This window comes from Flavobacterium sp. FPG59, assembly GCF_002150205.1.
Taxonomy (GTDB): domain Bacteria; phylum Bacteroidota; class Bacteroidia; order Flavobacteriales; family Flavobacteriaceae; genus Flavobacterium.
In genome coordinates this window covers 1-5,941 of sequence record NZ_MTCA01000189.1, presented here as the reverse complement: position 1 = coordinate 5,941, position 5,941 = coordinate 1, and the positions used below count along the sequence as shown (strand labels likewise).

General features: G+C 32.0%; 4 protein-coding genes. 1 reads left to right on the top strand and 3 read right to left on the bottom strand.

From position 1 onward, the window contains the following. The first annotated feature begins 824 nt into the window (after positions 1 to 824). On the top strand, positions 825 to 989 hold the full coding sequence (locus tag FPG59_RS16670; protein WP_176330750.1) for a hypothetical protein: 165 nt from the start codon (positions 825 to 827) through the stop codon (positions 987 to 989). A 458-nt stretch (positions 990 to 1,447) separates the two neighbouring features. Here FPG59_RS16670 and FPG59_RS13060 read toward each other — a convergent pair whose 3' ends face one another. The 3 genes from FPG59_RS13060 to FPG59_RS13050 form a co-directional block, all read right to left on the bottom strand. Next, positions 1,448 to 2,158 (bottom strand): M48 family metallopeptidase, encoded by a 711-nt coding sequence (locus FPG59_RS13060; RefSeq protein WP_086455028.1) that lies wholly within the window; start codon positions 2,156 to 2,158, stop codon positions 1,448 to 1,450. After that, positions 2,158 to 5,379, bottom strand: a complete 3,222-nt coding sequence (locus tag FPG59_RS13055; protein WP_086455027.1) for a type I restriction endonuclease subunit R — start codon at positions 5,377 to 5,379, stop codon at positions 2,158 to 2,160. The genes FPG59_RS13060 and FPG59_RS13055 overlap by 1 nt, the downstream gene beginning before the upstream one ends. Before the next feature lies 1 nt (position 5,380). Then, positions 5,381 to 5,941: GGDEF domain-containing protein (locus tag FPG59_RS13050; RefSeq protein ID WP_140344659.1), on the bottom strand; the 561-nt coding region annotated here is incomplete at its 5' end.

Genomic DNA, 5,941 nt, shown 5'->3' with positions numbered 1-5,941 from the left:
CTATTCTATTGTATAATAACATTGCATGGAGCATAATACTTTAATTGTAATTTCAATGATTATAAAATAGTATTTATGGTTCGAAACCTCATCGCCCAAGAAAATCAAAAATAAATGCGGGCTGTCAGGGACTACAATCGAACACTTGATACCTATTTTAACTTTTCTTGAAAACCTAAAATAGTATAAATGTTAAAACAAAAATGCTGTTGTTTTCCAATGGTGTTGTTTGTCTTTATATAGTCCTTACGGAACTATTTACGAACTTGAAGAAATTAAACATCACAAAATAATATATTATAATGGTTCTAATGCTATCATGGTCAAAATACTTCTGTAAAATAAATGACCAATTATTTTTACATTATTAAAATGGTAAATCAAAATCCACACTCTTTCTTGGACTTGATTTTGTGGGTATTGAAAATCACTTTACGGAGGTTTTTAAATTTATAGTACAGGTTTTCAAGTGATTTTCAATACTTACAAAAACAATGAAAAAATAATACCTAGTGCGATGGGGCAGTAGCGCAGGTAAGTGTGTGGTTTTTTATTTGCTTAATGGGGTATTTCTGATTGATTTAGTAGAAAAGCTGGTGCCATTGACTTGAAAGAAAGACAATGCTTCGGGCTGGTCAACTTTATATTTAGGAACAGTATGGCATCGGCTTTTCTGCTGAAGCAATTACTGCTTATTTTCTGGCAAATAAAAACCACACTCTTGCTGGCTACTCTTGATTTTGTGGGTGTTGTAAATTGCTTATTCCTATGTCGTGAATGTTAGAAATAGAGTTGATAAGCAATTTGCGACACGCACAAAAACAATGCAAAAACTTACCGATTTAAACATTAAGTTGCTAAAAACAGTGACTGTTAACGTTCTTGAAACTAGGCAGTTCAATAAAAGTTCTTATGAAATGGCGAACGTTGTTAATGACAGTGGCGAAGGATGGTCTTTTTTATTTAAGGCCGGTGCGAGGAAGCAATAAAAAAGACTGTCCTGGAGCCATTGGCTAGCGCGTTGGGTGTAGCGGCTGTTTTACATAAATGATATTATAGCTTCATTGCAAAAACCAAAAAAAACAATATAAAAGCTTTGTAATGAAGCTATAATACTCAATTATGTAACACAGCTTTGGGGAAAAAATTACTGGCACGAGTTGCATAGCATACGTATTTTTGATTCAAAAACCGTGACAGTAATTTTTTTTGGAGCGTTGGCAAAGGAGTGGCAACTGAAATGTAAAACGTTCTTTTTAAACCTAACGAAAAAGAATTTTCTCGTTATTGGAAACGTAATTAGCGAAATGAAACAAACAAAGACTTGAGTTTAGGAATACTTGGACTAAATCAAAGTTTTGTGCAGCTGAATGAGGTAATGATTTAGATTAAGCATTTTATTAGACTTCTGTTATGAAGTGAGTGTTTTTTTGGTATCTATTGAAAATCAAGACAAAGCGTGTTCTAATTTTTCTTTCCATTTTTGCCAATTGGGAGATAATCTATTTTGCAAGTCATAAAAATCTTTGTTGTGATTGTAATGTACCAAATGACATAGTTCGTGAATTACAACATATTCGATGCTTCCTTTTGCGGCTTTCATTAATTCTGTATTTAGAATTATTTTACCTGATTTATTGCAACTACCCCAACGTTTTTGCATTAATCGTATGTCTAAAACCGGTTTCTCTATTTTATATTTTATAAATTTTTCTAATGAACTATTTAACAACTCCTCAAAATGAAAGATTGCTTTTTCCTTGTACCATTCATTTAGTTTTTTTTCTAAATATTCGGGATTCGTTTTTTTTGTTTTCATAATCATTGCACCTCTATAAATCTTTATTTCATTTATAGTATCTTCAATGATTTGTAACTTATATTGTCTTCCTAAGTACAAATGTGTTTCTCCATTTACATACTTGCGTTCCGGTGTATGTGGTTTATAACTACAAAAGAAAGCTTGTTGTTTTATTATCCAATTGGCTTTTGATTTTACTTTTTTGTTGATGTCAATTAAGCTTGTATCATTAGGGGCAATAACAGTTACCAAACCATCAGGCAATACTTTTATCCCTAACGATTTTCTTGTAGCAAAAGACAAATAATATTCAATGCTTTTGCTACCATAACTTACTTGTTGGACAGAATGTACCATTAAATGTATTTTAGTTTGGCAATTTTAATTACTTCCTCTATTAATTCATCAATTTTATCAAATGAGAATTGCGTATCGTATTGTTGCTGTTTTTCAAAAAGCAAATCATCTAAATTATTTTTCAATTCTTTCTCAATCTCTGTATTGGTTTGCCAATCAATAATGAGCGTACCATTTTCATAAACAACATTCTTAATACAATCTTCTATCTCTAATGCTGTGCTGGCTTGTACTTCTTTTGGTTCTGGAGCAGTATTGAAACTGTTTTCTAAAACCGCATTTATCAGATTGTAAAATGCAACCGCATTTGGTTTGTCTTGGATGCTATTTGGAACATTATTTTGTTTTCCCGTAAGGAATTGATTTTCGTATTCTTTTGCTTTTTGTAAATATAATGCCTCGTCAATTCTGTGCTGATGATAATCGCTTATGGCTTCTTTAATTAATGTAGACAGGTTTTTGTAGAAGATTGGATCTTCATTCATCTTAATATTAATCGCTTTTACGGTACGAGTAGCAATATGGTCTGCTTTTGCTGCTTTGCCTACCATTTTTTCTACTTCAGCTTCTCGTTTTTCTTTATCAAAAATATTTACGAGTTCGGTTATTTTCAATACTTCTCCGTGAGTTGTAATGTGCTTATCTATTAACTTTTGTACTTGTGGTTCATATTCTTTATAATCTAAATCATCAAAGTATCTTCGCTTTACATCTACTCTTAACTGCAAGAAAAATTTACTGTCTTTTTTGTATTTGTCAATTGTTTTTTCGTTACTGATGTCATTAAATTCAATTGATGCCATTGCTAATTTGAACAAACGGACAAAAGTAGACAACTTTTCATAGAATGGGTGTCTGATGCTTTCATCACTCAATAATTCGGAATACGCTTCCGCATCATATTTGTTTTTTATGGTTTTAAAAATATCCCATAACTCGCTGTGTGCTTGTGGCAATTTCTGTATTTCTGTATTGATGTTTATTATTGTTCCTGCTAGTTCTTCTTGTTCAAAATCATTCAAACCACTATACGTGTTTAACGCATTGTCCAAATTTTCTAAATTTCCAAAATAATCAATAATAAAACCATATTCTTTTCCTGGTGCCACTCTGTTTACCCTTGCAATGGCTTGAAGCAAAGTATGTTCTTTTAAACTTCGGGTAATGTATAAAACCTGATTGTTTGGCGCATCAAAACCGGTTAATAGTTTATCAACTACAATAATTATTTCGGGTTGTTCCTGTTTTTTGAAAGCACTGATTACTGATTTTTCGTAGTCTAACTGTTTTCCATATTTACTCATCATTGCTTTGTAGAACTTCAACACTACATCTTCGTTTTCTTCAAAAGCATCATCGTAATTTTCTCTTGTGTCGGGTGCAGAAATCAATACTTCACAACTTACTTTCCCAATTTCCTTAATGTATTCACGATATTTTATAGCAGTGGTTTTATTGGGCGCCACTAATTGCCCTTTGAATCCTGTTCCTTGAATGTTGTCTTCAAAATGTTCGCTGATATCCCAAGCTCGGGCATATACTACTTGATCGGCTTTGTTTATTTGATTAGTTGAGCTGAATTTTCTTTTTAGAGCAACTTTTCCATAGGGTGTAGCAGGTTCTGAAACTTTTTCAAAATAAGTATCTAATGGTTTTTCGTTTACTTCAATTAAATTATGTCTTCCTTCATAAAGCAATGGAACTACTGCCTTATCCTCAACAGCATCCGTAATGGAATATACATCGATTAGACCGCCAAATTTATTGGCTGTACTTTTTTCTTTTTTCATTAATGGTGTCCCCGTAAACGCTACAAAACAAGCATTGGGGAAAACCTTTTGCATTTTTACGTTAAACGTACCGTATTGGCTTCGGTGTCCTTCATCTATCAATACAAAAATATTAGGCGATGTAAATCCTTCTTTTGATTGGTTAATAGCTGCTTCAAATTTGTGTATTAATGTTGTAATTACCGCATCTGTCGGGCTATTGATTAATTCTACCAAATGCTTTCCGGTTTGTGCTTCTTCCACATCAACGTGGCATTTTTGGAATGTTTCTGTTATTTGCGTGTTTAAATCTATCCTATCGGTAACCAGAATTATTTTTGGATTTTTTATGTTTTTTTGGGTTGCAATTAGTTGTGCTAACATTACCATTGTCAATGATTTTCCACTTCCTTGGGTGTGCCAAATTACTCCACCGGTACGCTTGCCATTTGCATCAGCAACACTAATTTTTTTGAGCGTTTCCTTGATAGCAAAATATTGTTGGTATCTGGTTATTTTCTTAACTCCATCATCATAGACTATATAATTAAAAAAAAGATCTAATAATCTCTCTTTTTGGCATAAACTAAATATTAACTTGTCTTGTTCGGTTACAATTACTTCTTCTTTTTCCAACTGATTAAAATAATGCAATACATTATAAAATCGTTGGTTAAAAATGGCTGTTCGTTCCGTATTAGGCAATTCACTATTTTTTAGTTGTCTAATTGCATCGCCATATTGTATTCCTTCTTCTTTGGTTCTAAATACTTCTTTCCATACGCTCCAAAACTCTTTTTGCGTTGCTGTGGTTGCGTATCTTGCTTCGTTTACCGCTATTGACATTACCAAATTAGAATACTGGTATAATCCTTTTATTCCGTCTTCTTGTTGGTTGCGTAAGTGTTGTGAAATGGCTTGATTTATTGGGTCTTTTATCACATTGCTTTTACATTCAATAACGACCATTGGAATTCCATTGATAAACAAAACAATATCTGGGCGATAAGTATCATTTCTTTCACTTCGTAAAACTGCGTATTCCTCCGTGACGTGGAATGTGTTGTTTTCTATATTTTTCCAATCGATGTATTGAAAAGAGAAACTTTTTTTATCGTTTAGAATGGTTTGTTCCAAACTTTTGCCCAAAGTTATTAAGTCATAAAAGGCTTGATTTGCTTTTATAAAACCATCTTGTATAGGTAGTTCTCGCAAAGCTATTATTGCTGCATTGATATTACTCTCTGAAAAAGTAAACTCTTTTTCTTTGTATTGAATACTATTTATTTTTTCGAGTTGTTTTTTCAAAATTGGCTCAAGCAGTACATTGCTGGTTCTACCTCCACGTAATTCCATTGCTTCCTCAGGCGATACATATTGATACCCCATTTTTATGAGTAATTGTAATGCCGGTATTTGACTTATGTGGTCTTCTATGTAGGATGGTGTCATATTAACTAATTGATTTAGTGTTGTTTTTACCTTTTGTATTCTTAGCCTCTTTTAAAGCTTTAGATAGTCTATCAGTTAAAGTGTCAATTGAGTCTTCATTTTTCAAACTAGTTATACCACAGCAAATGGTCAAACGATGTGTATTGTCGTGAATTGAAAAAATATTATTACTGATCATTTTTCTTTTACGCTCAGCTGCTTGTAAAGCTTGACCAAGATTTGTTTCCTTGGCAATAACAGCAAATTCATCTCCTCTTTGAAAGAAACGAAAAGTTTCATCTGTTGCTCTTTTATCACTGCCAAGTAATTCACCTACCTTTTTTAATAATAAATCAGCCTCTCCATAGCCATACTTCGTGTTAAAGGATTTGAAATTATCAATATCAATTAAGATAATACTGGTATTATCTTTAAAATCTTTAATTAAGGATTCTAATGAAATTTTTAATCCTTTATGATTTTTTAAACCTGTTAATTCATCAATATTATTATCTCTTATTAAATTATCCAGCTTTGATTTATATCTAAATATTAAAAAAAACAAACTAATAATGAATACTGA

What these genes read in the sequence shown, in the direction of transcription:
- FPG59_RS16670 (WP_176330750.1), top strand. Translation starts at nt 825, where the DNA reads ATGCAAAAACTTACCGATTTAAACATTAAGTTGCTAAAAACAGTGACT.
- FPG59_RS13060 (WP_086455028.1), bottom strand. Translation starts at nt 2,158, where the DNA reads ATGGTACATTCTGTCCAACAAGTAAGTTATGGTAGCAAAAGCATTGAA.
- FPG59_RS13055 (WP_086455027.1), bottom strand. Translation starts at nt 5,379, where the DNA reads ATGACACCATCCTACATAGAAGACCACATAAGTCAAATACCGGCATTA.